The 26,446-nt window shown below is 30.4% G+C and carries 27 protein-coding genes and 1 tRNA gene; 17 read left to right on the top strand and 11 right to left on the bottom strand.

Translation table 11 applies throughout. The features are described from left to right. The gene (gene purF, locus FBF15_RS01800; protein ID WP_002857257.1) at window positions 1–1,338 is read left to right on the top strand and encodes an amidophosphoribosyltransferase; all 1,338 of its coding nucleotides are present in this window, start codon (window positions 1–3) and stop codon (window positions 1,336–1,338) included. A 2-nt stretch (window positions 1,339–1,340) separates the two neighbouring features. Here the strand turns inward: purF and fliI are convergent, their stop codons facing one another. Then, window positions 1,341–2,726 carry a flagellar protein export ATPase FliI gene (fliI, locus tag FBF15_RS01805; protein WP_002900770.1) on the bottom strand — a complete coding sequence of 462 codons (1,386 nt, stop codon included), beginning with the start codon at window positions 2,724–2,726 and terminating at the stop codon, window positions 1,341–1,343. After that, a complete protein-coding gene (gene folE / locus FBF15_RS01810) occupies window positions 2,726–3,298 on the bottom strand; it encodes a GTP cyclohydrolase I FolE (protein WP_002826917.1) in 573 nt (190 codons plus the stop codon). Before folE ends, fliI begins: the two co-directional genes overlap by 1 nt. Before the next feature lie 143 nt (window positions 3,299–3,441). Here folE and tig point away from each other — a divergent pair, with 143 nt between their 5' ends. The 10 genes from tig to FBF15_RS01860 all read left to right on the top strand — a co-directional run bounded on the left by tig (window position 3,442) and on the right by FBF15_RS01860 (window position 12,223). Next, a complete protein-coding gene (gene tig, locus FBF15_RS01815) occupies window positions 3,442–4,776 on the top strand; it encodes a trigger factor (protein WP_002851938.1) in 1,335 nt (444 codons plus the stop codon). Beyond that, on the top strand, window positions 4,776–5,360 hold the full coding sequence (clpP, locus tag FBF15_RS01820; protein ID WP_002806309.1) for an ATP-dependent Clp endopeptidase proteolytic subunit ClpP: 585 nt from the start codon (window positions 4,776–4,778) through the stop codon (window positions 5,358–5,360). The genes tig and clpP overlap by 1 nt, the downstream gene beginning before the upstream one ends. Before the next feature lie 35 nt (window positions 5,361–5,395). Then, entirely contained in the window at window positions 5,396–5,923 is a 528-nt protein-coding gene (gene def, locus FBF15_RS01825; RefSeq protein ID WP_002917788.1) for a peptide deformylase, read from the top strand. Continuing rightward, window positions 5,920–7,425: a YifB family Mg chelatase-like AAA ATPase gene (locus FBF15_RS01830; RefSeq protein ID WP_165434539.1), complete on the top strand. Its 1,506-nt coding sequence runs from the start codon at window positions 5,920–5,922 to the stop codon at window positions 7,423–7,425. The genes def and FBF15_RS01830 overlap by 4 nt, the downstream gene beginning before the upstream one ends. A gap of 1 nt (window position 7,426) precedes the next feature. Then, window positions 7,427–8,125, top strand: coding sequence for an NYN domain-containing protein (locus FBF15_RS01835; RefSeq protein WP_002826913.1), 699 nt, complete (start codon window positions 7,427–7,429; stop codon window positions 8,123–8,125). After that, window positions 8,109–9,479 carry a bifunctional ADP-dependent NAD(P)H-hydrate dehydratase/NAD(P)H-hydrate epimerase gene (locus FBF15_RS01840; RefSeq protein ID WP_004307574.1) on the top strand — a complete coding sequence of 457 codons (1,371 nt, stop codon included), beginning with the start codon at window positions 8,109–8,111 and terminating at the stop codon, window positions 9,477–9,479. The genes FBF15_RS01835 and FBF15_RS01840 overlap by 17 nt, the downstream gene beginning before the upstream one ends. Beyond that, on the top strand, window positions 9,470–10,036 hold the full coding sequence (gene purN, locus FBF15_RS01845) for a phosphoribosylglycinamide formyltransferase (protein WP_165434540.1): 567 nt from the start codon (window positions 9,470–9,472) through the stop codon (window positions 10,034–10,036). The genes FBF15_RS01840 and purN overlap by 10 nt, the downstream gene beginning before the upstream one ends. Window positions 10,037–10,107: 71 nt before the next feature. After that, window positions 10,108–10,827: a TerC family protein gene (locus FBF15_RS01850; protein ID WP_002851673.1), complete on the top strand. Its 720-nt coding sequence runs from the start codon at window positions 10,108–10,110 to the stop codon at window positions 10,825–10,827. Then, window positions 10,820–11,029, top strand: a complete 210-nt coding sequence (locus FBF15_RS01855; protein ID WP_002851709.1) for an alkylphosphonate utilization protein — start codon at window positions 10,820–10,822, stop codon at window positions 11,027–11,029. The genes FBF15_RS01850 and FBF15_RS01855 overlap by 8 nt, the downstream gene beginning before the upstream one ends. A 9-nt stretch (window positions 11,030–11,038) precedes the next feature. Then, window positions 11,039–12,223 (top strand): metallophosphoesterase, encoded by a 1,185-nt coding sequence (locus FBF15_RS01860; RefSeq protein ID WP_038813923.1) that lies wholly within the window; start codon window positions 11,039–11,041, stop codon window positions 12,221–12,223. A gap of 13 nt (window positions 12,224–12,236) precedes the next feature. On the opposite strand, the gene FBF15_RS01865 is transcribed toward FBF15_RS01860, so the two are convergent. The 7 genes from FBF15_RS01865 to FBF15_RS01895 all read right to left on the bottom strand — a co-directional run bounded on the left by FBF15_RS01865 (window position 12,237) and on the right by FBF15_RS01895 (window position 19,978). Beyond that, window positions 12,237–13,595 carry a hemolysin family protein gene (locus FBF15_RS01865; RefSeq protein WP_002869507.1) on the bottom strand — a complete coding sequence of 453 codons (1,359 nt, stop codon included), beginning with the start codon at window positions 13,593–13,595 and terminating at the stop codon, window positions 12,237–12,239. Window positions 13,596–13,693: 98 nt separating this feature from the next. Continuing rightward, window positions 13,694–14,899 (bottom strand): putative transporter, encoded by a 1,206-nt coding sequence (locus tag FBF15_RS01870; protein ID WP_071616380.1) that lies wholly within the window; start codon window positions 14,897–14,899, stop codon window positions 13,694–13,696. A 45-nt stretch (window positions 14,900–14,944) separates the two neighbouring features. Continuing rightward, the gene (locus tag FBF15_RS01875; RefSeq protein WP_038813922.1) at window positions 14,945–15,691 is read right to left on the bottom strand and encodes an energy transducer TonB; all 747 of its coding nucleotides are present in this window, start codon (window positions 15,689–15,691) and stop codon (window positions 14,945–14,947) included. Window position 15,692: 1 nt separating this feature from the next. After that, the gene (locus FBF15_RS01880; protein ID WP_002851714.1) at window positions 15,693–16,103 is read right to left on the bottom strand and encodes a biopolymer transporter ExbD; all 411 of its coding nucleotides are present in this window, start codon (window positions 16,101–16,103) and stop codon (window positions 15,693–15,695) included. Continuing rightward, entirely contained in the window at window positions 16,090–16,851 is a 762-nt protein-coding gene (locus FBF15_RS01885; RefSeq protein WP_074485617.1) for a MotA/TolQ/ExbB proton channel family protein, read from the bottom strand. Before FBF15_RS01885 ends, FBF15_RS01880 begins: the two co-directional genes overlap by 14 nt. Before the next feature lie 11 nt (window positions 16,852–16,862). After that, complete coding sequence (locus FBF15_RS01890; protein WP_038816573.1) at window positions 16,863–19,130, bottom strand: TonB-dependent receptor; 2,268 nt, start codon at window positions 19,128–19,130, stop codon at window positions 16,863–16,865. Next, entirely contained in the window at window positions 19,127–19,978 is an 852-nt protein-coding gene (locus FBF15_RS01895) for a ChaN family lipoprotein (RefSeq protein WP_038816574.1), read from the bottom strand. Before FBF15_RS01895 ends, FBF15_RS01890 begins: the two co-directional genes overlap by 4 nt. A gap of 222 nt (window positions 19,979–20,200) precedes the next feature. Between FBF15_RS01895 and FBF15_RS01900 the strand changes: the two genes are divergently transcribed. The 5 genes from FBF15_RS01900 to FBF15_RS01920 are packed head-to-tail and all read left to right on the top strand — an operon-like array spanning window position 20,201 to window position 25,081. Then, a complete protein-coding gene (locus tag FBF15_RS01900) occupies window positions 20,201–20,317 on the top strand; it encodes a hypothetical protein (protein ID WP_002860993.1) in 117 nt (38 codons plus the stop codon). A gap of 10 nt (window positions 20,318–20,327) precedes the next feature. Then, complete coding sequence (locus FBF15_RS01905; RefSeq protein ID WP_052773712.1) at window positions 20,328–21,332, top strand: Fe(3+) ABC transporter substrate-binding protein; 1,005 nt, start codon at window positions 20,328–20,330, stop codon at window positions 21,330–21,332. Continuing rightward, window positions 21,332–22,948 carry an iron ABC transporter permease gene (locus FBF15_RS01910; protein ID WP_052773711.1) on the top strand — a complete coding sequence of 539 codons (1,617 nt, stop codon included), beginning with the start codon at window positions 21,332–21,334 and terminating at the stop codon, window positions 22,946–22,948. The genes FBF15_RS01905 and FBF15_RS01910 overlap by 1 nt, the downstream gene beginning before the upstream one ends. Next, window positions 22,932–23,840 carry an ABC transporter ATP-binding protein gene (locus tag FBF15_RS01915; protein ID WP_072227273.1) on the top strand — a complete coding sequence of 303 codons (909 nt, stop codon included), beginning with the start codon at window positions 22,932–22,934 and terminating at the stop codon, window positions 23,838–23,840. The genes FBF15_RS01910 and FBF15_RS01915 overlap by 17 nt, the downstream gene beginning before the upstream one ends. A 35-nt stretch (window positions 23,841–23,875) precedes the next feature. Beyond that, window positions 23,876–25,081, top strand: coding sequence for a saccharopine dehydrogenase family protein (locus FBF15_RS01920; RefSeq protein ID WP_038814101.1), 1,206 nt, complete (start codon window positions 23,876–23,878; stop codon window positions 25,079–25,081). Window positions 25,082–25,108: 27 nt separating this feature from the next. Here the strand turns inward: FBF15_RS01920 and sodB are convergent, their stop codons facing one another. Continuing rightward, a complete protein-coding gene (sodB, locus tag FBF15_RS01925; protein WP_002909587.1) occupies window positions 25,109–25,771 on the bottom strand; it encodes a superoxide dismutase [Fe] in 663 nt (220 codons plus the stop codon). Between the two features lie 267 nt (window positions 25,772–26,038). Between sodB and FBF15_RS01930 the strand changes: the two genes are divergently transcribed. Further along, a complete protein-coding gene (locus FBF15_RS01930; protein WP_002888234.1) occupies window positions 26,039–26,221 on the top strand; it encodes a hypothetical protein in 183 nt (60 codons plus the stop codon). Between the two features lie 135 nt (window positions 26,222–26,356). Here the strand turns inward: FBF15_RS01930 and FBF15_RS01935 are convergent. Then, window positions 26,357–26,431, bottom strand: a tRNA-Glu gene (locus FBF15_RS01935). Window positions 26,432–26,446: the final 15 nt, after the last annotated feature.

The following is a 26,446-nucleotide window of genomic DNA, read 5'->3' on the forward strand; positions in this document are numbered from 1 at the left end:
ATGTGTGCAGTTGTAGGAGTTATTAATTCAAAAAATGCTAGTACTTATGCGTATTATGCGCTTTTTGCTATGCAACACCGTGGGCAAGAGGCAAGTGGTATTAGTGTGAGTAATGGTAAAAATATTAAGACTATTAAAGCTAAAGGTGAAGTGAGTCAAATTTTTAATCCCGATAATTTAAAAACTTTAGAAGGTGAAATCGCCATAGGGCATAATCGCTATTCTACAGCAGGAAATTCAAGTTTAAACGATGCCCAACCCATAGCAGCCACTTCGGTTTTAGGTGATATTGCTTTAGCGCATAATGGAAATTTAGTCAATAAAGAAGAAGTAAGATCAAGACTTATTCAAGATGGGGCTATTTTTCAAACCAATATGGACACAGAAAATGTTGTTCATCTTATCGCAAGAAGTAAGCAAGAAAGTCTAAAAGATAGATTTATTGAGAGTTTAAAAGAATGTATAGGAGCTTATTGTTTTGTTTTAGCAAGCAAAGATAAGCTTTATATTGTAAGAGATCCTCATGGGGTGCGTCCTTTGTCTTTAGGGCGTTTAAAAGATGGAGGCTATATAGTTGCTAGTGAAACTTGTGCTTTTGATCTTATAGAGGCTGAATTTATTCGTGATGTTAAACCAGGGGAAATGCTTATTTTTACTCAGGGAAATGATAAATTTGAAAGCATAGAACTTTTTTCTCAAACTCCTAGAATTTGCGCTTTTGAATACATTTATTTTGCTAGACCTGATAGCATAGTAGAAGGTAAAAGCGTGTATGAAGTGCGTAAAAAAATGGGCGAAGCTTTAGCTAAAAAATTTGCTTATAAAGCAGACTTTGTCGTGCCTGTGCCAGATAGTGGAGTAAGTGCAGCTATAGGTTTTGCTCAATATTTACAAATCCCTCTTGAAATGGCAATAGTAAGAAATCATTATGTAGGAAGAACTTTTATAGAGCCAACTCAAGAGCTTAGAAATTTAAAAGTAAAATTAAAGCTTAATCCTATGCGTAAAGTTTTAGAAGGCAAAGAAATTGTAGTCATTGATGATAGCTTGGTGCGTGGCACTACTTCTAAAAAAATAATTTCCTTACTTCGTGCTGCAGGAGCGAGTAAAATCCATCTTGCCATAGCTTGTCCTGAGATCAAATTTCCTGATACTTATGGTATAGATACTCCAACTTTTGAAGAACTTATCAGCGCAAATAAAAATGCTGAAGAAGTGCGTGAATATGTAGAAGCTGATACGCTAAGTTTTTTAAGCATAGAAGAGCTAACTCAAAGCATAGGCGATGAAAGAAAATATTCTTTAATCAGTTTTGATGGAGATTATTTTATTAAATAATTTTATTTTAAATTAGGATTAGGCAAGGTTGCACTTGCACTTCCTACATTTATATTTTGAGTTGGTAGCAAAGGAGTATTTGGTGCATCAATTTGACTTAAAAGCTCTAAAGTTTGATTAAATTCGAAGCTTTCTTCAGGATTTTGTCCTAAGAATTTTTGCATAAATTCTTTTTTAGAAATAGCTTCATCAAGTTCTTTATCACTTCCTTTCTGATAAGCACCGATGCGAAGCAATACTTCATTTTCTTTTAAAAGCGAGTTTAAACGCTTAAATTTTCTTGCCCAAAGTTTATGTTCAGGACTTATAATGTCACTCATCACCCTTGAAGCAGAGTTTTGTATATTAATAGGAGGATAAATTCCAAAGTCTGTTAATTCACGACTTAAAACAATGTGTCCATCTAAGATAGAACGACTTTGATCGGCGATTGGATCGCTCATATCATCACCATCCACTAAAACGGTAAAAAAGGCTGTTATAGTGCCTTTACCTTCTTCTTTACCGGTTCTTTCCATGAGTTGAGGCAAAAGACTTAAAACACTTGGCGGATAACCTTTGGTTGTAGGAGGCTCTCCAAGAGCTAGTCCAATTTCTCTTTGTGCCATAGCAAAACGCGTTACACTATCCATGATAAAAAGTACATCTTTGCCCTGTTCTTTAAAGTATTCTGCCACACTCATTGCGCAAAAAGCACCGTATTTACGCATCAAAGCACTATCATCACTTGTAGCAACAATAATCACTGTATCATCGAGCTTTCCGCCTAAATTTTTTTGTATAAATTCAGGAATTTCACGCCCCCTTTCTCCTATGAGTGCCACTACTTTTATAGGAGCTTTGGAATTTTTAACTATCATTCCCATAAGAGTGGATTTTCCTACCCCACTTCCTGCAAAAATACCAAGTTTTTGTCCTACACCACAAGTTAAAAGCGCGTCTATGGTTTTAACACCCACGGGAAAAACTTCTTCTATAAGCCCTCTTTTCATGGCATCAATAGGTGCACGCATTATAGGCATATATTTGGTTACTTCTATAGCTCCTTTACCATCTTTTGGGCGCATAAAAGGATCTACTACTCTGCCTAAAAGTTCATCGCTAACGCCTATTTGCATACCTGCATCACTTATGAAAGCACGATCGCCTATTTTGAAACCTTCTATAAAAGAAAAAGGGCTTAAATAGCTAAATTGTTCCTTGATTTCTACGACCATAGCTAGAGTGTTTAAATTTTCATTTTCATTGGAAACTAGCTTCACTATATCTCCAACCCCTGTTTTAAGCCCACGAATTTCTATACTCGTAGCAGAAATTTTTGTAATCTCTCCAAAGATAGCACTTAAATTTTCTTTACCAAGTTTGGAGCGTAGTTTTTCAAGATTCATTAAAATCTTACCTGTTTAGCAGAGTTTATGAGAGAAAAAAATTCCTCTCTGGTTTTTTCATTTTTTAAGAAAATTCCACGTAAAGCTGAAGTTGTAGTGGTGGAATTAGCTTTTTGTATTCCACGCATTTCAACACACATATGTCTTGCTTCTATGACTACACCCACACCTTTTGCATCAACATTTTCCATTAAAGCTTGTGCGATTTGTTCAGTAAGTTGTTCTTGAATTTGAAGTCTTCTTGCAAATACTTCTACAAGGCGTGGAATTTTGCTTAAACCTACTACTTTTTTATTAGGGATATAGGCTACATGAGCACGCCCAAAAAAAGGTAAAAGATGATGTTCGCAAAGACTATAAAATTCTATATCACGCACCAAAACCATTTCATTATTAGAGCTTTCAAATAAAGCATCATTTAAAATGTCTTTGACATTTTGCGTATAACCACTAGTAAGAAATTCATAAGCTTTAAAAACACGATTTGGTGTTTTAATAAGCCCTTCACGATTTGGATTTTCTCCTATAATTCCAAGTATGGTTTTAACACAATCTTCAAATTTTTTTTGCAAATTTTTCTCCAAAAATATTTTTTATATTTTAATAATTAATGTAATATTGCAATTTTATCATAAATTACTTTAAAATTTTATGCAAGTAATAAGGAAAAATTTGCTATCATTGAAGGCAAATTTTATTTTATAAGGAAAAAACTATGGAAGTAAAGGCAAAGCAACTAGATTCTGTTAATGCGACTGCTAGTGTAAAAATTCCTTCAGGAATGATCAAAAGTGAAGTAGAAAATTTAGCAAAAAAAGCTTCTAAAAGTGTAAAAATGGATGGGTTTAGACCAGGAAAAGTTCCTGTAAGTGCCGTACTTAAAAGATATGAAAGAGAGCTCACTCAAGATGCAGAACAAAATCTTTTTAAATCCGCTGTAAATAGCGCTTTACAAGAACTTAAAAAAGAAAATAAAGAGCTTGTAGGTGAGCCATATTTTGAAAAATTTGATCGTAAAGATGGAGAAATTATTGCTGAATTAATACTTTCTTTTAAACCTGAAATCAAACTTGAGGGTTATGAAAAACTCATCCCTGAATATCAAACTCCAAAAGTAAGTAAAAAAGAAATTGATGAGAAAAAAGATGAACTTTTAAAGCGTTTTGCTACTCCTGAAGCTATAAAAACAAAAAGAGCTTTAAAAGAAGGTGATTTTGCAAAATTTGATTTTGAAGGTTTTGTAGATGATAAAGCTTTTGAAGGTGGTAAAGCTGAAAATTATGTTTTAGAAATTGGTTCTAAGCAATTTATTCCAGGTTTTGAAGATGGTATGGTGGGAATGAAAATAGGTGAAGAAAAAGATATCAAAGTAACTTTCCCTAAAGAATACGGCGCAGCGCATTTAGCGGGTAAAGATGCAGTATTTAAAGTAAAACTACATGAAATTCAAGAGCTTAAAATTCCAGAACTTGATGATGAAATGCTTAAAAAACTTTTACCAGGAGAAGAAAAAGCTAGTGTTGAAGTTTTAGATGAAAAATTAAAAGAGCAAATCAAAAATGAAAAACTTTTCAAACTTGTAAATGATGAATTAAAAGGCAAATTTGCAGATGCTTTGATTGAAAAATATAATTTTGATTTACCTAAAGGCATAGTAGAACAAGAAACTGATATGCAGATGCGTGCGGCTTTTAATACTTTTAGCGAAAAAGAAATTGAAGAGCTTAAAGCAAGTAAAGAAAAATATCAAGAAAAACGTGATTCTTTTAAAGAAGAAGCACAAAAAAGTGTAAAACTTACTTTTATCATTGATGAACTTGCAAAATTGCGTAAGATTGAAGTAAATGATCAAGAATTGATTCAAGCGATTTATTTTGAAGCATATCGCTATGGTATGAATCCAAAAGAGCATTTAGAAAACTATAAAAAACAAGGAGCTTTGCCTGCTGTGAAAATGGCTTTAATTGAAGAAAAACTTTTTAATGATATTTTTATACCAAAAACAGAAAAATCGGAAAAAGTGAGCAAAAAAGAGAAAGAAGATAAATAATGTTTATTCCTTATGTTATTGAAAAATCTAGTCGTGGTGAAAGAAGTTATGACATTTATTCACGCCTTTTAAAAGATAGAATTATTATGCTAAGTGGTGAAATTCATGATGAACTTGCCGCTTCTATCGTAGCACAACTTCTTTTTTTAGAAGCTGAAGATCCTACAAAAGATATTTATCTTTATATCAATTCTCCAGGTGGTGTAATTACAAGTGGTTTTAGTATTTATGATACTATGAACTATATCAAACCTGATGTTTGTACGATTTGTATAGGACAAGCTGCTTCTATGGGAGCATTTTTGCTTAGTTGTGGCGCAGAAGGAAAACGTTTTGCTTTGCCTAATTCACGTATTATGATTCATCAACCTTTAGGTGGAGCTAGAGGTCAAGCCACAGATATTGAAATTCAAGCCAAAGAAATTTTAAGACTCAAAACTATACTTAATGATATTTTGGCAAAAAATACTAAGCAAAAAGTTGCAAAAATAGCAAAAGATACAGAAAGAGATTTTTTCATGTCAGCACAAGAAGCTAAAGAATATGGGCTGATTGATAAGGTTTTGGAAAAAAGTTTTAAATGATTTCTTTGGAGATCATTTAAAACAAAGGTTTTTTAATGGTTAGAAAAATTATCACCTATCCCAATCCTAGACTTTTTTTAAACTCTGAAATTGTAAATAAATTTGATACAGAACTTCACACCTTGCTTGATGATATGTATGAAACTATGATAGCAAGTAATGGAGTAGGTTTAGCAGCTATTCAAGTGGATATTCCTTTGCGTGTTTTACTTGTAAATATTTTTGATGAAAACGATGAACAAAAAAAAGAAGATTTGCTAGAGATTATCAATCCTGAAATTATTCCTTTAGATGAAGAAATGATCACTTGCACAGAAGGGTGTTTGAGTGTGCCAGATTTTTTTGAAGAAGTGAAACGCTATAATCATATCTTGCTTAAATATCAAGATCGCTTTGGAGAATTTAAAGAACTTGAAGCAAAAGGTTTTTTAGCTGTGGCTATTCAACACGAAAATGATCATTTAAATGGACATTTATTTATAGAAAAAATTTCCTTTACTAAGCGTCAAAAATTCGATAAAGAATTTAAGAAAAAAAAGAAAAATCATAAAAAAGAGAAATGAAAAAACTAAAGTGCATAAGCTTTCATGAAGGCTTAGACATTATAGAGGTAGAATCCACTTTTACAAGAGGTTTGCCAAATTTAAGCATAGTAGGGCTTGCAAGTACAGCGATTAAGGAAAGTGTCGAACGCATCAAAGCCACACTTTTAAGTTGTGATTTTGCTTTTCCTGCTAAAAAAATCACTATCAATCTTAGTCCTTCAGGCATCCCAAAAAAGGGATCGCATTTTGATTTGGCTATCGCTTTATTAATCCTTTTGCAAAATGAAGAATTAGATGACTTTTTTGTAGTAGGAGAATTAGGACTTGATGGAAGTATTAAAAGCACAAATGAGCTTTTTTCTTTGCTTTTGTTTCTCTCTGCTAAAATTAAAAAAGCTAAGATCATTGTTCCAAAAAGTATAGCACAAAAAGCTTCCATGATACCAAATTTAGAGGTTTATGGACTTGAAAATTTAAATGAAGCAATAGAGTTTTTTAAAGAAAAAAATTATGAAAATTTTCGTTTTTCTCACAATCATCCTTTATTTGCAAACCCTTTACAAATAGAAAATGAAATTTTTTTACAAAATATGGATTTTAAACTTGATTTTAAAGACATCAAAGGGCAGGAAAAAGCCAAAAGAGCTTGTATGATAGCTGCTTTAGGTATGCATAATATCTTATTTGAAGGAAGTCCAGGAAGTGGTAAAAGTATGTGTGCTAAACGCCTTGTTTATATCATGCCTCCTCAAAGTTTAAATGAAATTTTAATGCAAAATGCTTATATGTCTTTAGATTCAAAAGATTGTGAATTTACTAAAATTCGTGCTTTTCGTCATCCTCATCATACTTCTACAAGAGCAAGTATTTTTGGCGGAGGAACAAAAAATGCTAGAATTGGAGAAGTCGCACTTGCAAATGGTGGAGTATTGTTTTTTGATGAATTTCCACATTTTAACAAGCAAATCATAGAGAGTTTAAGAGAACCTTTAGAGGATCATAAAATTCATATTTCAAGAGTAAATTCTAAAATCACTTATGAAACAAAATTTAGCTTTATAGCTGCCCAAAATCCTTGTCCTTGTGGAAATTTATTCTCCAAAAATCTTTCTTGTGTTTGTAGTGAAAATGAGATTAAAAAATACAAAAATCACATTTCAGCTCCTATTATGGATAGGATTGATCTTTATGTAGCTATGGATGAGATCAGCAAGGATGATAAAACGAGTATAAGTTCTAAAGAAATGAGTGAAAAAATTTTACAAGCTTTTATTTTTAGTAAAAAACGGGGGCAAAAAGAATTTAATGGGAAATTAAAAGATGAAGATTTAAGTCGTTTTTGTGTATTGGAAAAAGATGCCAAAGATACGCTAGATTTAGCAATTTCACGTTATAATCTTTCTTTGCGATCGCTTAATAAAATTTTAAAAGTTTCAAGAAGTATAGCGGATTTAGAACAAAGTCTTAATATTAGCAAAACCCATATTTTAGAAGCTTTAAGCTTTAGAGCAAGGAATTAAAATGGAAAATAAAAGTATAGCTATCTTTATAGATGCAGAAAATATCCCTGCAAAATACGCTAAAAGTATTTTTGATATCGCTTCAGATTACGGAGAGGTTATCATTAAACGCATTTATGGGGATTGGACCCAAAAAAATATACAAGGTTGGAGAGAGCAAATTGCTGAATATTCTTTAATCGCTATGCAACAATTTAATTTTGCAGCCAACAAAAACTCAAGCGATATGTATTTAATCACTGAAATTATGTCCATATTTTATGAAAAAAATATAGATATTTTTGTTATTGTTTCAAGCGATAGTGATTATACTTCACTCATTCAAAAATTAAGAGAAAATAAAAAACAAGTTATAGGAATGGGGCTTGAAAAGTCTATAAAATCTTATGTAAATGCCTTTAGTGAATTTTTTTATTTAGATAAAGATGAGAGTAAAAAAGAAGATATTTTAAGTAAGGATTATTTAAGAGCTTTAATCAATATCACCGAACAACTTATCGATGAAAAAGGGCGTGCCGAATACGCACAAATCCGTACTAATATGAACCGCAAATACTCGGATTTTCATCCGCAAAATTATGGTTTTAAGAATTTTCGTGCTTTGATCCAGAAATTTTTACCCAAAATGAAAAAATTTGAAGAAGAAAGAGAAAAAAATATATATTTTTTGGTGAAAAAAGATTATGAAAGCTATTATTGATAATATAAAAATTTTAGAACAAAATGCTATAAATAAAGGCTTAGATGAGCTTATTTTAATGGAAAATGCGGGATTAAATTTAGCCAAGCTAATTAAAAAAGAAGCTAAAAAAATTCGCATTCAACGCAAGATTAGAAAAGTAAAAATACTTTTTTTATTAGGCGGGGGTAACAACGCTTCAGATGGCTTGGTGGCTTTAAGAAATTTAAAACACGCTAAAGCTTATAAAATAGGCTTTAAAGAAAATACGCTTTTTAAAAAACAAGAGCAAATTTTACAAAATTATGCTTTTAAATTTTGTCAAAAGGAGCCTAATTTTAAAAAATTTCATATTATCATTGATTGTATTTTAGGTACAGGTTCAAATCGTTGTTTAGATGAAAAAACAAGTTTAATTATTCAAAAAGTTAATCAAAGTAAGGCTTTAAAAATAGCTTGTGATATACCTACAAATTTGGGATTTTATCCTTGTTTTAAAGCTGATATTACACTTTGTATGGGAGTTTTAAAGGAAATTTTATTTGAAGATTTTGCTAAGGAATTTGTAGGAAGGATTAAAATAGCCAATTTAGGCATTAGCTCTAAGAAATTTTACTCTAATTCTCAAGCTTTTTTGCTTGAAAAAAAAGATTTAAAAACTATAGATAGAAAAATCAACGCCAATAAAGGAAATTTTGGCCATATTTATATAGTTGCCAATGCAAGCGCTGGAACTTTAGCAGGACTTGGAGCCTTAAATTTTGGAGCAGGTCTTGTTTCTTTAGTAGCGCAAAAAAGCTTCTCGCCTCTTTTGATGTTAAAAGAAAAAATTGAAAATAATGCAAGTGCTATTGCTTTAGGTATGGGGCTTGAAAATTTGGATTTTCTAAAAGATGAAATTTTGCAAAACACTCCTTTGATCTTGGATGCAAACTGCTTTTTAAGTGAAGCTTTGCTTTGGTATTTAAACAGAAAAGATGTTGTTATAACCCCTCATCCAAAAGAATTTATAAAACTTTATAAAATGTGCTTTGATGAGGATTTAGATATAGAAACATTGCAAAAAAATCGCTTTTTCTATGCTAGAAAATTTTCGCAAAATTATGATTGTGTTCTTGTTTTAAAAGGAGCAAATCCTATTATTGTGCAAAAAGAAAAATTATTTGTTGTAAATTTAGGAAATCAAGCCTTAGCTAAAGGTGGGAGTGGAGATGTTTTAAGTGGAATGATTGCTGCACATTTAGGTTTTGGTTTTAGCGCTTTAGAAGCAGCAAAAAATGCTACTTTAGCTCATGGACTTGTTGCAAAAAAATATAAATTTAATAAAAATAGCTTTGACGCTTTAAAACTTATCAAAGGATTAAAATGCTTGTAAAATTAGCTGTACTTTTTAGTGGAAATGGAAGTAATTTAGAAAATATTTTAGAAAAACTTCATAAAAAAACCATAGGGGAAAATACCTATGAAGTAGTACTTTGCCTTTGCAATAAAAAAGATGCTTTTGGTATACAAAGGGCAAAAAAATTTGGTCTTGATACTGTAATTGTTGATCATAAGGCTTATAATACTCGTGAAAAATTTGATACGATTTTGGTACAAAAAATCAAAGAAAGTGGAGCAAATCTTACTGTATTAGCAGGTTTTATGAGAATTTTAAGTCCTGTTTTTACAAAAAATATTAAGGCAATTAACCTTCATCCTTCTTTATTACCCCTTTTTAAAGGAGCACATGCGATTAAAGAAAGTTATGAAAGTGATATGAAAGTGGCTGGAGTCAGTGTGCATTGGGTCAGTGAAGAACTTGATGGTGGAATGATTATAGCTCAAAAAGCTTTTGAAAAAAGAAATTTGAGTTTTGAAGAATTTGAAGAAAAAATTCATAGTCTAGAACATGAAATTTTACCCTTAAGTGTGATTGAAATTTTTTCTTAAAGAATTAAAGGTATTTGCTTTAAAACTATAAAATATCGCTTTAAAAAATTTTAAAATTTTCAAGGAAATTTATGTTTGAATGGATATTTAGTATTGATGCTTGGATTACTTTAGCTACTTTAAGTGCTCTTGAAATTGTACTAGGGATAGATAATATCATTTTTTTAGCTATTTTAGTAAGCAAACTACCCCCTGAACATCGTGATAAAGGACGTATCTTAGGTTTAGCTTTTGCAATGATTACAAGAATTTTACTTCTTTTATCTCTTTTTTGGGTGATGAAACTTGTAACACCTTTGTTTAGTGTATTGGGCAATGAAATTTCAGGAAGAGATCTAGTTCTTTTACTAGGTGGGCTTTTCTTGATTGTAAAGTCTATTAAAGAAATTAAAGAGCAAATTTCTCATCAAGAAGAAAGTCAAAGTCATTTTAAAGCAAGCAATAAACTTTGGATAGTTGTAGCTGAAATTGCTGTGATTGACATAGTGTTTTCGCTTGATAGTGTTATTACCGCAGTAGGAATTGCTCAAGATGTAACCATCATGATTATCGCTGTTATTATCGCAGTAGCTGTGATGCTTTTTGCTTCTAAACCTATAGCAGATTTTGTTGAAAAATATCCAAGCATTAAAATTTTAGCCTTAGCTTTTTTGGTGCTAATAGGCGTAGTTTTAGTTGCTGAAAGTTTTGATATTCATATTGATAAGGCATATATTTATACCGCTATGGCTTTTGCTTTAGTGGTGCAAATTTTAAATATTTTAGATCAAAGAAAGGAAAAAAATGGCTAAAGACGCTAATGGAATAGAACTTAACACAGGTGATAGCGTGAGTGTAATAAAAGATCTTAAGGTTAAAGGTGCAAGTACAACTTTAAAACGTGGAACTACTATAAAAAATATTAAGCTCACTTCTAAAGAAGGTGAAATTGAGGCTAGAGTAGATAAATTTGGCGTTATTGTTTTAAAAACTGAATTTTTAAAGAAAATCTAGGCAAAGAATGTGCGAATCTTACTTGTTTTAAGAGGGAATTATTACGCAGGACAAGAAGAATTTATCAAAAATAATAAACTTCAAAATTATACACTTGATTTAAATGCTTTGCGTCTTTTATCAGGAAGCGTTAAAAATATAGTCAGTGAATATAAAATTTTAAATGTTAAAAATGATGAAGATTTGAGTAAAATTTTACTCAAACTTCTAGAAATGCGTATGCAAAAAGGTGAGTTTAGCATCATAAACGCTTACAACGAAACATTAAAAATTTATAAAGACTTAGCTAAACAATATCGCTATAAAATATATGTTATTGTTTTTGATAGCTCTTTAAAACAATGTCAAGAAAAAAATCTTTTAGAAGCTAAAAAAAATGGATATATCATTCCTTATGCTCTTTTGGAAAAAACTCAAGATTTGCTCAAAAAAAATCCAAAAAAATACCCAATTTTAGACTCAAGAGACTGGAAAAAATGTCTTTACCAAATGCCAAATTTAAGCAAATACAAAAAAATTCATCATATAGGAGATTTACAAGGTTGCTATAGTGTTTTAAAAGAATACATTAAAACAATCAAAGAAGATGAATTTTATATATTTTTGGGAGATTATATCAACAGAGGTATAGAAAATGGCAAAGTAATAAAATTTCTTTTAAAAATTTGCGAAAAAGAAAACGTATGCTTATTAGAAGGAAATCACGAAAGACATCTTATAAAATGGGCTAATGGAGAATTGTCAAATTCCAAAGAATTTAATGAAAATACTTTAAAGGATTTTAGAAAAGAAAAACTTACTCCAAGAGATGCTAGAAAACTCTATCCTCATCTAAAAGAATGTTTATACTACAAATTCCAAAATAAATTCATATTTTGTTCACATGGAGGAGTAAATTTTATACCCTCCAAACCTGAAAAAATAAGTTTTATACCAAGCCATGACTTTATTTATGGTGTAGGTGGATATGAAGACAGTCAAAAAGTAGCAAATCAATTTTGTAATTTCACCTCGGACAATCTTTATCAAATCTTTGGACACAGAAATAAAGAAAAACTTCCTATGAAAATAGCCAAAAGAGTATTTTTATGCGAGGGTAAAATAGATGATGATGGATATTTACGCGTAGTTACACTAGATGAAAAAGGTTTTGAGTGTATAGAAATTAAAAACCAAATTTACAAAAAGAAATAAAGCCTAAAGAGGCTTATTCTTCATCTTTATTTGTTTTTTTAACCACCTTAACACGCTCTATAGAATTCCCATCCATTTTTTTAACTTCATAGTAACAAAGTTCATCTTCAATGCGATCTCCTACCATAGGCAAGCGTCCTAAAAGATTAAATACATAACCACCTATAGTAACTTGTTCTAAATCCTCATCATAGTTTATTACAAGCATTTCTTCAACAGTTTCTATATCGCATCGTCCTTGAAATTCATAGATATTTTCAGCAAGTTTTTTATAGCTGTCTTCTTCATGCTCGCTTTTAATTTCGCCAATAATTTCTTCCATAATATCTTCCATGGTTAAAATTCCAGCAGTTCCACCATACTCATCAACTACTAATGCAGTATGAGAGCGTTCTTTATTCATCATTACAAGTACTTTTGAAATGCTGATATTTTCAGGAACCAAAATCAAAGGTTTAACAAAAGTATCTAAATTTTGACTTTTATGGTTTAATTCATTTTGTATTATATCTCGTATGTGTATCATACCTAAAATAGTATCTTTAGAACCATCAATATAAGGAAAGCGAGTATGTTTATGCTCACAAATGATTTGCATATTTTCTTCGTAACTTTTTTGTTTATTTAGACAAATCATATCTTTTCTAGGAGTCATAATCTCTTTAGCAACAGTATCTGAAAAATCAACAGCATTGCGTATGATCTCTGTTTCAAATTCATCTAAAACTCCACCTTTTTGACTCTCACTTGCTATGATTTTAATTTCTTCTTCGCTATGAGTTAGCTCGCTTTCTTTAGCAGGTTTTATTCCAAAAAGTTTCAAACTTATAGCTGCTAAAAAATCGAAAATTTTAATACAAGGCAAAAAGAGCATCCAAAACCAATGAAGCGGTCTAGCTATAAATAAAACCGCTTTATCTGCAACTGCAATAGCTATACTTTTTGGCACAAGTTCTCCTAAAACCACATGTAAAAGAGTAATAATGCTAAAAGCAATAATGAAAGCTATAGTATGGATAATAACAGTGCTAAAACCAAGATTAATAAGCGGAATTTCTAGCATTTTTGCAATAGCAGGCTCACCTATCCAACCAAGAGCTAGAGAACTTAAAGTAATTCCTAATTGACAAGCACTAAGATACGTATCAAGCCTTGAAGTAACCTCCAAAGCTTTCTTGGCACCAGCTTTTTTTTCTTTTACCATCTCTTCAAGCTTGGAACGACGTACTTTAACAATACTAAATTCAGACAAAACAAAAAAACCATTTAAAAACACTAGAGCAAGTGCAACAACAACCATAAGCATAGAATATCCTGCATCAAAAGATGCTGTAGAAGTTTGGTTTAAATCCAAAACCTGACTGGGGTCCAATGAAGCTCCTTAAGAAATAAAATATTATTAAACCTTATTATACACAATTAAAAGTAAATTTAATATTTGAATTTTTTCTTGCATTTTATAAGAAAAAACTAAGACTTATAAGAAATATTTTTCTCAAATTCTTTTAAACGCTTATATATACTTCTAAGTTGAGTGATAGTTGTCCAGTTTGTGATAAAAACACTAAAAGAGCTTCGCACTTGATCAAATGCATTATTAATCTGCATTACAATACCAAGTCCTATAGCTCCAGCAAAAAGCCCTGGTGCCATGATTAAAAATGGCACTATAACTATCATTTGCTCAAATAAAATGAGCCAAATATTAAAATATCCATAATGTAAAAAAAGTCTTTTATAGTTAAATTTAAGCCCTGTAAAAAGCTCTATCATAGTCTCATTTTTAGCGTATTCTTTGCGATTATCCTCAGCATAAACAAGCTCTTTTCTAAAAGCTGCTTCAGCTTTTTGATTGTTATATTCAAGTCCAGGAAGCTTAATACCTACAAACCATGACACAACCAAGCCTCCTAAAGAAATCAAAAGTGCAATATAAACAAGCAAACCATCAATGTTTTTTAAAAAATAAAAAAAAGAATTTTCGCTTAAATTTGCAAATAAAGCTTTACTCACAACATCACTTAAACTCCATAAAATCGGAATAAATGCTACAAGGGTCATCAAAGCTTTTATAAAACTAAGTCCTAAACTCTCTACGATTTTAGAAAAATTATAAGTATCTTCTTGAATTCTTTGCGAACTTCCTTCTATATTATCATCTTTATTTTTCCAAAATTTTAAATAAGAAAAAGTCATAGCCTCACGCCACTTAAAAGCATAGACGCTAGCAAAATAGATATTAATTGTAGCGATTAAAACATAAGGAATAGCAATAGCCAAAAAAACTAAAATCAAAGCATAAAAATCACTTGCTGAATAATTTGGCTTTTCAATCATAGCCCTAGAGTTGAAAAAATATTCTAATAAATTTTGATAATAATACAATGCGCCTTTATTGATAAAATTAGCTTTTTGGAAATTTTGCTCAGCTCTTTGATTAGCCTCTTGGATTAAAGTGGCATTATTTTCAAGATTTTCTTCTATTTTTTGCGTAGAATTAGAATCCAAAAGTTCTATTTTTGGCTTTTGTAAAACATTGTAAAAATCACTATACCATGAATTGATCGCAACATTTAAGCTTGTTTGTATATATAAGAAAAATAACAGTAAAAAAAGTCCCAAATAAGCCCATAAAGCCCATTTTTTACTTTTAAAAAACGAAGAGAACATAATCATCACCTTTAAAATAAAAATTCTAATAAACTTTTTTTAATGAAAAGTTTATTTTTTACCTAAATAGTCTTTAATATTGTAATCAATAGGCATAACAAAACTGATTTTATCACCATTTTTTAACATTTCTTTAGGCGGTTTTGGCAATGGAGAAGCTCTTTTAAATAAACTTAAAGCTTCATCATTAAGCGCTGCATAAGGGCAAGATTTTTTAAGCTCTTTGCTTAAGACATTTCCGCTTTCATCAATGCTTACGCGAATTCTTACAACGCCTTCTTGTTTTTGCATTATCGCTTCTTGAGGATATTTTTTAAATTTAGTCAAATGAGCCATAAGCAAAGCTTGATAGCTTTTAACTTGTTCTTTGGCATTGCCACTTACTATAGTTTGTGTTTTATCTTCATTACTTTGTAGCGGAGCACTGAGCGATTCATTTTTAAATTTTGAATTTTCACTTGCATTAGCTATTTCTTTTTGAGCTTGGTTTTCATCTTGCTTTTCAATCTTTTTTTGAACTTTTAATACAGCATTTTTATCTTGAGAATTAAGACTTATTCTTTCGTCTTGTTTTTTGTTTTTATCTTGAGAATTACTCTTTTTTTGATCAATCGAAACTTCTTTTAATTCCCCGATAGGAGGCTCTGATACCATCATAATGGAAGTAAATTCCGCTCCTTGTTTAAAATCAACACCACTTGATTTTTCTTGAATATAAAAAGAAAAAAGGGAAAACATTAATACTAAAGTATGCAATATCAAACTTAACACAAACCCAAAAATCACACTAGACTTCATACTAATCCATCTTTTTACTTGAAAGAGCTATTTTTCCATAGCCATTCTCTTTTAATTTTTGCATTACTTGCATAATATCTTCATACTTTACACTTTTATCGATATGAAAATAAATAATTTCTTCTTTATTGCCTTTGGTTTTTATATCTAAAGCACTTGAAAGATTTTCTAGGCTTAATTTATCATCATTAATAGCCAAAGTATTATCAGTATTTAAATAAAGTATGATGGGATTTTTAAGCTTATCCTCTGCTTGCTGCGAACTCTTGGGTAATTCTATTTTGATAGAACTTGTGATAAGAGGAGTAACAGCCATAAAAACAATCAATAATACAAGCATAATATCTATAAAAGGAGTTATATTGATCTCACTTAACTCCTCTTCTTTGTGAGCCATTTCAGTTTTTATCATTAAAATAACTCCTATGAAAAAGTATATAGACAAAATTTGCAAGCTCATCTAAATGGTGCATAAGTTTTAAATTTTTTCTTGTAAGATAATTATAAAAAAGCACCGCAGGGATAGCAGCTATCAAGCCAAAAGCTGTAGCAAACAAGGCTTCAGCTATACCAGGCGCAACGACTGCCAAAGAAGCATTGCCAAGATTTGCTATACCTATAAAAGCATTCATAATTCCCCAAACTGTTCCAAAAAGCCCTATAAAAGGTGCGCTAGCACCTATACTCGCAAGCAAGCTCAAGCCATTTTTACTTGCTGTGATTTGCTTTGAGATGGTATTTTGCAAACGCAATTCTATGCGCTCTTTTATATGATCATTTTTATATTCACTTTTTTCAAGCTCATCTTGAATTTCTAAAGATAAAACACCTGCAAAATCCTTTGTCTGATCTAATTCATTGAGATTTTTTAATTCTTTTATCTTTTGTATAGACAAGTCTAGATTTTTCTTCATAAAATAAAATTGCATAAGCTTAGAAATAAAAACTGTCCATGCTAAAATGGAAAATAAAACCAATATATAAATAACACCTTTTACCACCTCATCAGCATTTTGATAAAGACTAGAAAGAGAAAACTCTATTTTAGGTGCTTCGGTTTCTATCTTGGGAGAATCAAAAGATAAATTTGTATCTGTTGCATTTACTTCTGCATTTAAATTTAACAATAAAAAACAAAATAAAAACATTTTTTTTAACATTTGTATATTCCTTAATATTTATATTCAAAACTTACTATAAAAGTACGACCGCGAGCAGAATTGCTAAAAAGATAGATAGGATCACCTGCTCCATTATATTGAAGCTGATTATCTAAGGAATTATAAGCATTTAAGGCATCCATGTAGTTTTTATCAAATAAATTTTGCACCTCTGCTCTCATTGTGAGGTTTTTAAACCATTCTATATTCCAATATAAATCTACTATAATAGGAATTTTTGGTAAGTCTTGTGTGGTTGGTTTAGGATAATAAGGATTGTTTGGATCCTTATTCCAATCATCTGTATTTGGATTTACCCTTTTTGCTTTGCCTGTGTATTTTGCTATACCACCAAAGCTTATTTTGTCATTTAGTCTAAAGCCAAGCTCTACATTTGCATAATCTTTTGGAAGCTCCATGATTTTACTTGCCGAAAAAGAGCCAAGAAGAGGTCCTGAAGTTTGAGAAATAGTCGAACTTGTATCTTGTCTTGAATACATAGCTTTAGCATAAGCAAAACCCAAGTCATAGCTTAATTCTAACTCCACACCCTTAAATATAGTATCATCAGCTGAATTTAAGTGCATATAAAATTGCGAGCTTGGAGGAATTTTACTTGGATCTTCAAGATAAAATTGTTCATTATAAATATAATCTTTTATTTTTGTATGATAATACACGGCTTTAAAACCAAAGCGATCATCATCTTTTAAAAGTCCATGTTTAAAAGAATTAAAACCTATTTGCCAAGTATTGGCTTGTTCTGGTTTTAAGAAAGGATTGATACCATTGCCTTCGTTATTTGAGAAAAACATTTCTTGCACATTAGGGGCTCTATTTGTTCTCGCAAAACTTACAAAGGGTGTAAAAAGCTCGTGTATGGCAGCTGAAAGCATGACAGAAGCATTCAGGCGAAGTCCATTTTTATCTATATCTGTCGCCGCTTTTGGAAAACACATAAAATTTACTTCATCGCAAGCAGGTCTGTGTCCTTTGATATTCCAATCTAAAAGATTCACATTAGTATCAAGTGTAAAGATACCATAATTTAGACTATTATCAAGATAATAAGTAAAAAGATTTTGTTTTCCACGAGGCTGAAAAGGTATAGAATTTACTCCTTGAATTGATGTATTTAAGGTATTTTTATAATCATTAAGCAAAATATTTGCTCCAAAGCGTGTGTTTAGATTAAATCCATGCCATTCACCCTCTAAAGTATCACTTATATCAAAAGTAGTGGCAGTATTTTTTGCCTTTGTGTTAGCTATGGCATCGTTTGCCGCAAAAGTAGATTTTGATCCATAGGTTTGTATGCCTTGATTGTAGGCAATAAGCGTATTTACATTAAGCCACTCATTAGGGTTGTGCCAAAAATCAAGTTGATAATTGTCATTGTGTATTTTTCTACCGGCAAGTTCGTTTTGATATCTACGATAAGAAAATATAGTGTTTGTAAAAGAATTTGGGACATATTCGAGTTTAAAAAGTTGAGAGTTTGGTTTTTGGGTTAAAAAATCTGGATCAAAAGGAGCGATATTGGTATCAGCTATACCATCTCCATCAGTATCAACCATACTACTACCTATCTTGCCACCCCCGCCTACAGTGTAATTTTGAGTAATTCTCTTTGCGCTATAACCAAAAAGCGCGCCCACATATCCATTATTTTCAAGTTCAGTCTTTCCAGCCACTGCACTCATATAACTTGGTCCGATTCCATTGCTTCCATAAGAAAATCGTCCTAAAAATCCAAAGATATTGCCATCATGTACAATATCATTTATACCTATGGTCTTAAAATTTGCTGATCCCATCAAGGCATTTGCTCCACCTACTCCTTCAAAAGTTCCCCTTGTAACATCAACTCCGATTAAGAAATTTGTATCAATAACAGCTCCAAAAGCTGAAGTTCCCGTTTGTGAATGAAATCTAGCTGGATCATCTGATGCACTACCATAAAAAGTTTGAGTAACACCGTCAATCATGGTATTAACACGCCCAAAACCACTCATACCACGAATATTTACTTGAACTGTACCTTGAGCTTGATCTGTGTTTGTGTAGGTTCCAGGTATACTACGCACTATAGAATCTATACTTTGTGTATCTGAACCTATACCCTCTCTTGTGCTTGTTGCTCCAGAAGTTACAAAAGGTTTTTCATCGTTTTTGATTTTTGAACCTGAAATTTCAAGACTATCAAATTCTAATTCTTCAGAAAAAGCAAAACTAGCAAAACATAAACCTACAGCACAAAATAAACTTAATTTTTTCATTCCTCCCCCTTATAAATCAAAACATAATCACTGTCTTTTAAATCTATTTCTCCATAGCTTAAATTCACTACAACTATTTTTTTACTGCTTTTAAAATCTTGTATATGTAAAGGAATTCCTATTTTTTTACTTGTATGATAGCTTCCAGCTAGCAATAAAACTTTATTTACATGATGAACCAATACATCAGCCATACGCCTGTCTTTGAATTGTTGAATTTCCACCAATTTATCTAGTAATTCTTTATTTTCTTCAGGATTTAGCTTATGGCTTAAGGATATAATGTCAAAAAGTTGTTTTTTTACTTCATTTGTGGTTGAAACATAACCCTTTAAGGGCTGAGCCCCATTATAAATACTTGTAATTTCTGAGCGTGAAAGATTTACACCCAATATTTTTGACTTTGAATAAAAAACCACATTGACAAATTGCTCATAATCTTTCCATTTCCAGACCTTATCCCAATTTAATGCATTAGTAAGTTCATTGGCTTTAATGGTTTTTTTATTTTTAAAAGCTTTATCTAAGTGATTTTGCTCTGTGCTTGCTAACATTTCTAAAGCTACATCAAAGTTTATATTTTGAGAACTTAAATTTCCTTCTAAGGCATTAAAAATCATAACTTGACTTATCTTATGTTTAACCTCATCGTGTTTTTCGCCAAGCAGTATCACATCTGCTTTTAGCAATTCTAAAATCATATCTTCAAAAGAAATCTTTTTTTGAGTATGCGTATCAAGTATATAAAAATCTTTATTTTCTTGAAGTGGAGATGATTTTTGCAAAACAGCACAAGCGCTCAACATAAAGCTTATAAATAGAATGCTTAAAATAGTATAAAATTTCATTATTATTGTTACTTTCTTAGTGGTTTATTTTTGATATTGAATATTAATATTTTATATATAAAAATACTCTTAAATATTTATATTAAAATTTAATTATTTATAATTATTATCAAAATTTATTATAATAAAATGAAAATATTTATCAGTTATAAAATTATTAAGTTACTTTATATTTACTTTTTAATATTAATATTTCTTATCAAAATATATAAAAAGGAATTAATGCCTATGAAAAAAATAATTTTATTTTTACTGTGCTTTGGCTTTGCTTTTGCTTGCTCTGAACATTCTCATACCGATTTTAAAGATCTTAATAAAACCGAGTATAATTCTCAATAAAGGATAAAATATGAAAAAAATCTTTCTTATGTTTTTAACGGCTTTTTCATTTTTAGGTGCTAGTGAGCTTAATATTTACTCAGCAAGACATTATGATGCTGATTTTGAAATCATAAAAAAATTCGAAGAAAAAACAGGTATTAAGGTCAATCATACTCAAGCTAAAGCTTCAGAACTTATTAAAAGACTTTCTCTTGAAGGAAGTAATTCCCCTGCTGATATTTTCATCACAGCTGATATTTCAAATCTTACAGAAGCTAAAAATTTAGGACTTTTATCCCCTGTTTCATCAAAATATTTAGAAGAATTTATACCTGCTCATTTAAGAGATAAAGATAAAGAGTGGTTTGCGATTACAAAAAGAGCAAGAATTATTGCTTACAACAAAAACGCAAATATCGATATTAGCAAAATGAAAAATTATGAAGATTTAGCAAAAGCTGAATTTAAAGGAGAAATTGTTATGAGAAGTGCTACAGCTCCTTATAGCAAAACTCTTTTAGCATCTATTATAGCTAATGATGGAAATAAAGAGGCTAAAGCATGGGCTAAAGGTGTGCTTGAAAATCTTGCGACAAATCCAAAGGGTGGAGATAGAGATCAAGCCAGACAAGTATTTGCAGGCGAAGCTAAATTTGCAGTTATGAATACTTATTATATAGGGCTTTTAAAGAATTCTAAAAATCCAAAAGATGTAGAAGTGGGCAATTCTTTGGGTATTATTTTTCCTAATCAAGACAATAGAGGAACGCATATTAACATTAGCGGTATTGCTATGACAAAATCAAGTAAAAATCAAGATGCGGCTAAAAAATTTATGGAATTTATGTTAAGTCCTGAAATTCAAAAAATTCTTACTGATAGTAATTATGAATTTCCTATAAGAAATGATGTAGAATTAAGCCAAACGGTAAAAGATTTTGGAACTTTCAAAGAAGATCAAATCCCTGTGAGTAAGATAGCAGAAAATATTAAAGAAGCGGTTAAAATTTACGATGAAATCGGTTTTAGATAATGTATAAAACCTTAAAATACTATAAACTCGGGGCAATTTTACTTGCCCTTTTTCTTGCTTTGCCTATTTTTGGTATTTTTGCTGAACTTTTTTATATTTTATTTCAAAATTTTAATACAAGTAATTTAACCCAATTTTCATCTATTAAAGAAAATTTGAGTCATTTTTTTGATTATTTATTTTTAAAATTCATCAAAGATACTTTTATAATTAGCGTGGGAGTATTGTGTTTAAGCTTGATTTTGGGTGTAAGTTCTGCTTATTTGATCGCAAATTATGATTTTTATTTCTGTAAAATTTTAGAAAAATTACTCATTTTACCCTTAGCCATACCTGCTTATATTTTAGCCTTTGTTTATGTGGGAATTATGGATTTTCAAGGATTTTTTCACGAAAATTTTGGCTTTAGGATGGATTTTTTCAATCATTATGGTGTTATTTTTGTTTTGGCTATTTCTTTATATCCTTATATTTATTTATTTGCTAAAACAGCTTTTAAAAGTGAAGCTAAAGAGGCTTATGAAGTAGCTAAAATCATGAAATATTCTGAATTTAGAATTTTTACACGCGTGGCACTTTTGAGTGCAAGACCTGCCATTTTTTCTGGAGCTTTATTGGTTTTAATGGAAACTTTGAGTGATTATGGTGCAAGTGCTTATTTGGGAGTGGATACTTTTTCGGCTGGAATTTTTAAACTCTGGTATGATTTGAATGATTCTTATTCTTCTAGTGTTTTATCGGGTATTTTAATGCTTTTTGTATTTTTGATTATGTATGTGGATTATTATTATAAAAATAAACATCATTATAGTTTTAATCAAAATTTAGCTCTTTTTATCAAAAAAAGAAAATTAAATCCTATTAAACAAATTCTATCCTGTATTTATTGTTTTATGATTGCTTTTGTAGGTTTTATTTTACCTTTTATTTGGCTAGTTTATTGGGGGCTAAAAGATCATAAGCTTTTTGAATCGCAATTTTATATTATCAGTTTTCAAACTATAATCTTAGCTTTAATCACTGCTTTAATTACCACTTTTTTAGCTTATTTTTTGATGTTTAGCTCTAGGATAGTTAAAAATCATTTTTTTAATTTATTTATTTTAAAAATAAGTTCTTTGGGTTATTCTATACCTGCTGCTGCTTTAGGGATTAGCATTATAGTGCTTTTTGTATTTTTGGATAAATTTTTTCACATGAGTTTATTGGGAAATTCTTTACTTGTTCTTGTTTTTGCTTATATAATTCGTTTTTTAGCGAGTGCAATTTATTCTTTAGAAGGAGGATATAGTAAAATTCATCTAAATATTGATGAGGCAAGTTTAAATTTAAGAGCGAGTTATTTTATTTTATTTTTTAAAATTCACACACCTTTAATGAAACATTTTTTATTTTTGGCTTTTATTATTGTTTTTATTGATACGATTAAAGAACTTCCTTTAAGTAGAATTTTAGCGCCTTTTGGCTTTGAAACTTTAAGTGTTAAAGCTTTCTGGTTTGCAAGTGATGAAAGAATTTATGATGCAGCTTTGCCTTCCTTGTTTATCGTTTTTCTTTCTTTAATGGTTGTTGTTTGGATGGATAAAATCACAAGGAAAGATGATGTTAGAAATTAAAAATTTATCTAAAAATTTTGAAAAAATACAAGCTTTAGAAAATATCAATCTTCATGTCAAAGAAGGAGAATTTTTAAGCATTTTAGGAGGTAGTGGAAGTGGAAAAAGCACGCTTTTAAGGATTATTGCTAAGCTTGAACAAGCTAGTTCTTATGATTTGTTTTCTTGCAAAGGTGAAGTGGCTTTGATGTTTCAAAATTATGCTTTATTTCCTCATTTAAATGTTGAGAAAAACATACTTTTTGCACTTTACGATAAAAAAGATAAAAATCAAATTTTAAATCATTTGCTTAAAACTTTTGAAATTGAAGATTTAAGATATAAAAAAATCGATGAAATTTCAGGAGGGCAAGCGCAAAGAGTGGCTTTTGCTAGAGCTATAGCAAGAGGATGTCAGCTTTTGCTTTTAGATGAACCTTTTTCTAATTTGGATCAAAATTTAAAACAGGATTTAAGAAGAGAATTGAAAAAAATGATAGAAAATCAAGGCATTACGGCTATTATGGTAACTCATGATATTGAAGATGCTTATTGTATGTCTGATCAAATCGCTTTTTTAGAAAAAGGAAAAATTTTAGCTCATGCAAATCCTAAAGAGCTTTATTTTAAGCCCGATTTTAAAAGTGCGCAAATTTTACCTGATTTAAATATCATAGAAGAAAAACTTGATTTAGAAGATGAATTTTTTGCTTGGATAGCTTCAAAAAATTATATTTTTGGTTATGCAGAACTTAAAATAGGAAATCGCTTTGAGGCTAAAATTTTACAAAAAGAATTTTTAGGGGCTTTTTATAGACTTAAGTTAAGATATAAAAATATAGAATTTTTTATGTTATTAAGCTCAAATTATAACTTAGAAGAAAAAATAAATTTTGATATTATCAATTTTTAGTTAAAATTCCTAAAAATCTTTTAAGGACAAATTTCATGAAAAATCTTTTAATCATAGGCGCAGGTGGAGTAAGTCGTGTGGCTACTGTAAAATGCGCAATGAATTCTGATACTTTTAGCAAAATCACTTTAGCTAGTAGAACAAAAAGCAAATGTGATGAAATCGCTACTTTTATCAAAGAGCGTTTAGGGGTTCAAATTGAAACAGCGCAAATTGATGCTGATGATAGCAATGCGGTTGTAGAACTTATCAAGAAAACAGGAGCGCAAATTTTACTCAATGTTGCTTTGCCTTATCAAGATTTGAGTTTAATGGATGCTTGTATAAAAGCAGGGATTGATTATATAGATACGGCAAATTATGAACATCCTGATTTAGCTAAATTTGAATACAAAGAGCAATGGGCGAGAAATGATAAGTTTAAACAAGCAGGAATTTTAGGACTTTTAGGAAGTGGATTTGATCCTGGTGTAACTAATGTTTTTTGTGCTTATGCACAGCAAAATTTATTTGATGAAATTTCTTATATAGATATTTTAGATTGCAATGCAGGTGATCATGGCTATGCTTTTGCGACGAATTTTAACCCTGAAATCAATCTGCGTGAGGTTTCTGCTAAAGGGCGTTATTGGGAAAATGGCAAGTGGATAGAAACGCAGCCTATGGAAATAAAAATGGAGTGGGATTATCCAGAAGTAGGAGTGAAAGATAGCTATTTGCTTTATCATGAAGAACTTGAAAGCTTGGTAAAAAATATCAAAGGTTTAAAAAAAATACGCTTTTTTATGACTTTTGGACAAAGTTATTTAACTCACATGAAATGTCTTGAAAATGTTGGAATGCTAGGGATTAAACCTGTGATACACCAAGGTAAAGAAATCATTCCTATAGAATTTTTAAAAACCTTGCTTCCTGATCCTGCAAGTTTAGGACCACGCACTAAAGGTTATACCAATATAGGTTGTGTGATTCGTGGTAAAAAAGATGGAAAAGACAAACAAGTTTATATTTATAATGTTTGCAATCATGAAGAATGTTACAAAGAAACTGGCGCGCAAGCTGTGAGCTATACTACAGGTGTTCCTGCTATGATAGGTACGAAATTAATCGCTAAAGGAATTTGGCAAGGAAAAGGCGTGTTTAATATGGAAGAATTTGACGCTAAGCCTTTTATGGAAGAGCTGAATTCTCAAGGACTTCCTTGGAAGATTATCGAAATGACTCCAAGCTTAGGAGAGTAAAAAAGGCATCGTTTTGATGCCTTTAAATTATTTTACAGGGTGAAGTTCATTTGCATAAAAGCTAACTGATCCCATGCCTTCTTTTAAAGCCCATTCGTAAGCTTTTGCAACAAATTCCCAGTTAATATGAGCATAGAATTTTTCTAAATAAGCAGGGCGTGCATTACGATGATCTACATAATAAGCATGTTCCCAAACATCTACAACAAGTAAAGGAACTTTATCTTCAGTAATTGGTGTAGCTGCGTTTGAAGTACCTACAAATTCTAGTTTTTGATTTTTAGTATTATAAACTAACCAAAACCATCCTGAACCAAAAACTCCTGTAGCACCTTTGATGAATTCAGCTTTGAAATTTTCTAAAGATCCAAATTCTTTTTCTAGTGCCACTTGTAAATTAGCATCTATACTTTGACATGAACCGCCACAGCCACAGCCTGTACTTGGCTTAATGCAATCAAAATAAAAATCATGATTATAAACTTGAGCTGCGTTATTAAATACGCCCCCATTTGAAGTTTTGATAATACTTACAAGATCTTTACCTGCAAATTCAGTATCTTTAATAAGATTATTTAGATTTGTAACATAAGTATTGTGATGTTTTCCATGATGATAGCTAAAAGTTTCAGCACTCAAAAAATCACCAAAAGCATTGGTATCATAAGGTAATTTTCTTAATTCAAACATAATTTCTCCTTTATTTTTAGTTTGATATTGAAAATATTACCATAATAATATTAAAAAGAGTAAAAATATCTTAAAAGCTTAGTGGGTAAAATTTCTATTTATTTAACCTAAATAAAATAAGATACATTTATAATATATTTTAATAATAATTTAAATATATATAAAAAATTATATTTTTTTGAAATATTTTTACAAAAAATATCTATTTGTTGATTTTTAATAATTACAATTAATTTGCAACTAAAAATTATTCATAAGGAGGAAAATATGAAAAAAGTTGTACTAATCTCAGCATTACTAGGTGCTTTCGCAGCTAATGTTTTTGCAGCTGATACTCCAAGCGATGTAAATCAAACACATACAAAAGCTCATCATTCAAAAGCTAAAGCTGATAAAAAACATGAAGCTAAAACTCACAAAAAAACAAAAGAGCAAACACCAGCTCAATAATGCCCAGCCTTGATATAAGTCTATAATAGACTTATATCAAAAGCTATTCGTATTCTACAAAATAAATTATTAATATTTATTAAATTTCAATAGAAAAAATGAAAAAATTGTTATTTTAAAAGAAAAATTAAAAAGTGGTGACCCATACGAGACTCGAACTCGTGTTACCGCCGTGAAAGGGCGATGTCCTAACCGCTAGACGAATGGGCCACTTTTAAGGAGTAA

Origin of the sequence: Campylobacter sp. CFSAN093233, assembly GCF_011068165.1 — a bacterium.
GTDB lineage: Bacteria > Campylobacterota > Campylobacteria > Campylobacterales > Campylobacteraceae > Campylobacter_D > Campylobacter_D jejuni.

Excerpts from the sequence above, each read along its gene's own strand:
- FBF15_RS01905 (WP_052773712.1), top strand. The coding sequence starts at position 20,328 with ATGAAAAAAATCTTTCTTATGTTTTTAACGGCTTTTTCATTTTTAGGT.
- FBF15_RS01850 (WP_002851673.1), top strand. The coding sequence starts at position 10,108 with ATGTTTGAATGGATATTTAGTATTGATGCTTGGATTACTTTAGCTACT.
- purN (WP_165434540.1), top strand. The coding sequence starts at position 9,470 with ATGCTTGTAAAATTAGCTGTACTTTTTAGTGGAAATGGAAGTAATTTA.
- FBF15_RS01930 (WP_002888234.1), top strand. The coding sequence starts at position 26,039 with ATGAAAAAAGTTGTACTAATCTCAGCATTACTAGGTGCTTTCGCAGCT.
- FBF15_RS01910 (WP_052773711.1), top strand. The coding sequence starts at position 21,332 with ATGTATAAAACCTTAAAATACTATAAACTCGGGGCAATTTTACTTGCC.
- FBF15_RS01880 (WP_002851714.1), bottom strand. The coding sequence starts at position 16,103 with ATGATAAAAACTGAAATGGCTCACAAAGAAGAGGAGTTAAGTGAGATC.
- FBF15_RS01900 (WP_002860993.1), top strand. The coding sequence starts at position 20,201 with ATGCCTATGAAAAAAATAATTTTATTTTTACTGTGCTTTGGCTTTGCT.
- FBF15_RS01830 (WP_165434539.1), top strand. The coding sequence starts at position 5,920 with ATGAAAAAACTAAAGTGCATAAGCTTTCATGAAGGCTTAGACATTATA.
- purF (WP_002857257.1), top strand. The coding sequence starts at position 1 with ATGTGTGCAGTTGTAGGAGTTATTAATTCAAAAAATGCTAGTACTTAT.
- FBF15_RS01855 (WP_002851709.1), top strand. The coding sequence starts at position 10,820 with ATGGCTAAAGACGCTAATGGAATAGAACTTAACACAGGTGATAGCGTG.
- FBF15_RS01920 (WP_038814101.1), top strand. The coding sequence starts at position 23,876 with ATGAAAAATCTTTTAATCATAGGCGCAGGTGGAGTAAGTCGTGTGGCT.
- FBF15_RS01895 (WP_038816574.1), bottom strand. The coding sequence starts at position 19,978 with ATGAAATTTTATACTATTTTAAGCATTCTATTTATAAGCTTTATGTTG.
- sodB (WP_002909587.1), bottom strand. The coding sequence starts at position 25,771 with ATGTTTGAATTAAGAAAATTACCTTATGATACCAATGCTTTTGGTGAT.
- FBF15_RS01915 (WP_072227273.1), top strand. The coding sequence starts at position 22,932 with ATGATGTTAGAAATTAAAAATTTATCTAAAAATTTTGAAAAAATACAA.
- FBF15_RS01890 (WP_038816573.1), bottom strand. The coding sequence starts at position 19,130 with ATGAAAAAATTAAGTTTATTTTGTGCTGTAGGTTTATGTTTTGCTAGT.
- FBF15_RS01840 (WP_004307574.1), top strand. The coding sequence starts at position 8,109 with ATGAAAGCTATTATTGATAATATAAAAATTTTAGAACAAAATGCTATA.
- clpP (WP_002806309.1), top strand. The coding sequence starts at position 4,776 with ATGTTTATTCCTTATGTTATTGAAAAATCTAGTCGTGGTGAAAGAAGT.
- def (WP_002917788.1), top strand. The coding sequence starts at position 5,396 with ATGGTTAGAAAAATTATCACCTATCCCAATCCTAGACTTTTTTTAAAC.
- FBF15_RS01870 (WP_071616380.1), bottom strand. The coding sequence starts at position 14,899 with ATGATTATGTTCTCTTCGTTTTTTAAAAGTAAAAAATGGGCTTTATGG.
- FBF15_RS01835 (WP_002826913.1), top strand. The coding sequence starts at position 7,427 with ATGGAAAATAAAAGTATAGCTATCTTTATAGATGCAGAAAATATCCCT.
- FBF15_RS01875 (WP_038813922.1), bottom strand. The coding sequence starts at position 15,691 with ATGAAGTCTAGTGTGATTTTTGGGTTTGTGTTAAGTTTGATATTGCAT.
- tig (WP_002851938.1), top strand. The coding sequence starts at position 3,442 with ATGGAAGTAAAGGCAAAGCAACTAGATTCTGTTAATGCGACTGCTAGT.
- fliI (WP_002900770.1), bottom strand. The coding sequence starts at position 2,726 with ATGAATCTTGAAAAACTACGCTCCAAACTTGGTAAAGAAAATTTAAGT.
- FBF15_RS01885 (WP_074485617.1), bottom strand. The coding sequence starts at position 16,851 with ATGTTAAAAAAAATGTTTTTATTTTGTTTTTTATTGTTAAATTTAAAT.